Source organism: Methylobacterium bullatum (assembly GCF_014845095.1).
GTDB lineage: Bacteria > Pseudomonadota > Alphaproteobacteria > Rhizobiales > Beijerinckiaceae > Methylobacterium > Methylobacterium bullatum.
Genome location: NZ_NKUG01000330.1, coordinates 1 through 663 on the forward strand (window position 1 = coordinate 1; position 663 = coordinate 663).

Annotated in this window: 2 protein-coding genes; one reads left to right on the forward strand and one right to left on the reverse strand. The window is 70.0% G+C overall.

Annotation, left to right across the window (positions count from 1 at the left end):
• The first annotated feature begins 89 nt into the window (after positions 1–89).
• Entirely contained in the window at positions 90–386 is a 297-nt protein-coding gene (locus MBTS_RS23485) for a hypothetical protein (RefSeq protein ID WP_026175931.1), read from the forward strand.
• A gap of 45 nt (positions 387–431) precedes the next feature.
• On the opposite strand, the gene MBTS_RS23490 is transcribed toward MBTS_RS23485, so the two are convergent.
• On the reverse strand, positions 432–663 hold a 232-nt coding region (locus MBTS_RS23490), incomplete at its 5' end, for a hypothetical protein (RefSeq protein ID WP_192216622.1).

The window sequence follows — 663 nt, forward strand, 5'->3', positions numbered from 1 at the left end:
CCACCCGTCTTCCGGTACCCCTCCCCTTGCTCCCCGGCGGCAAGGTACCCGATCATCGGGGCATCGGATTCGAAGGAATGGGGGTGGCGATGTCGAAGCTCGATGAGAAGCGCGAGGAGATCGCGGCTTTGATCGCGTCGGAACTCGGTCTCGGCGATCCGGCCGGACTGAGCGAGGCCGACCGCGCGGCCGTCGATCGCCAGACCTCGGAGACGATCGAGGGCTGCGCCCTCGAGACCGATGAGCCGGCCGATTGCGAGGAGGCGGGCACGCCGCTTCGGCGGCGGCTGCGGGAGTACCGCGCCCTGCTGGAGTTGCGGACCGACGAGGCGGATGCCCGGCTCGCCGAAGAGGGCGAGGTGTTCGGCCGCGAGGACGATGCCTGAATCTTTTCGCACCCGACCCGGCGGAATCGGGGCGCTGCCCTTCGCCTATGTCCGCGAGGGAAGTCCGTTCGCGATGGCCCCGCCCGACGTATCGAGCTTGGCCCGACACCCGACCGCGTAGACATTGGGCGGCCGGCTGCCGACCTCGCGCTGCCAGCGGCAGGTTTGCGTCAGCCTCAGATAGACGTCCAGGATCGAGGCGTGATCGCCGAATCGCTCGCGCAGGCGGGCGACACGGTAGACGCCCCGGCGCTCGCAGGGGCCGCAGGCGATGACG

Bases quoted from the DNA above. Each gene is read 5' to 3' on its own strand.
- MBTS_RS23485 (WP_026175931.1), top strand. From the start codon at position 90: ATGTCGAAGCTCGATGAGAAGCGCGAGGAGATCGCGGCTTTGATCGCG.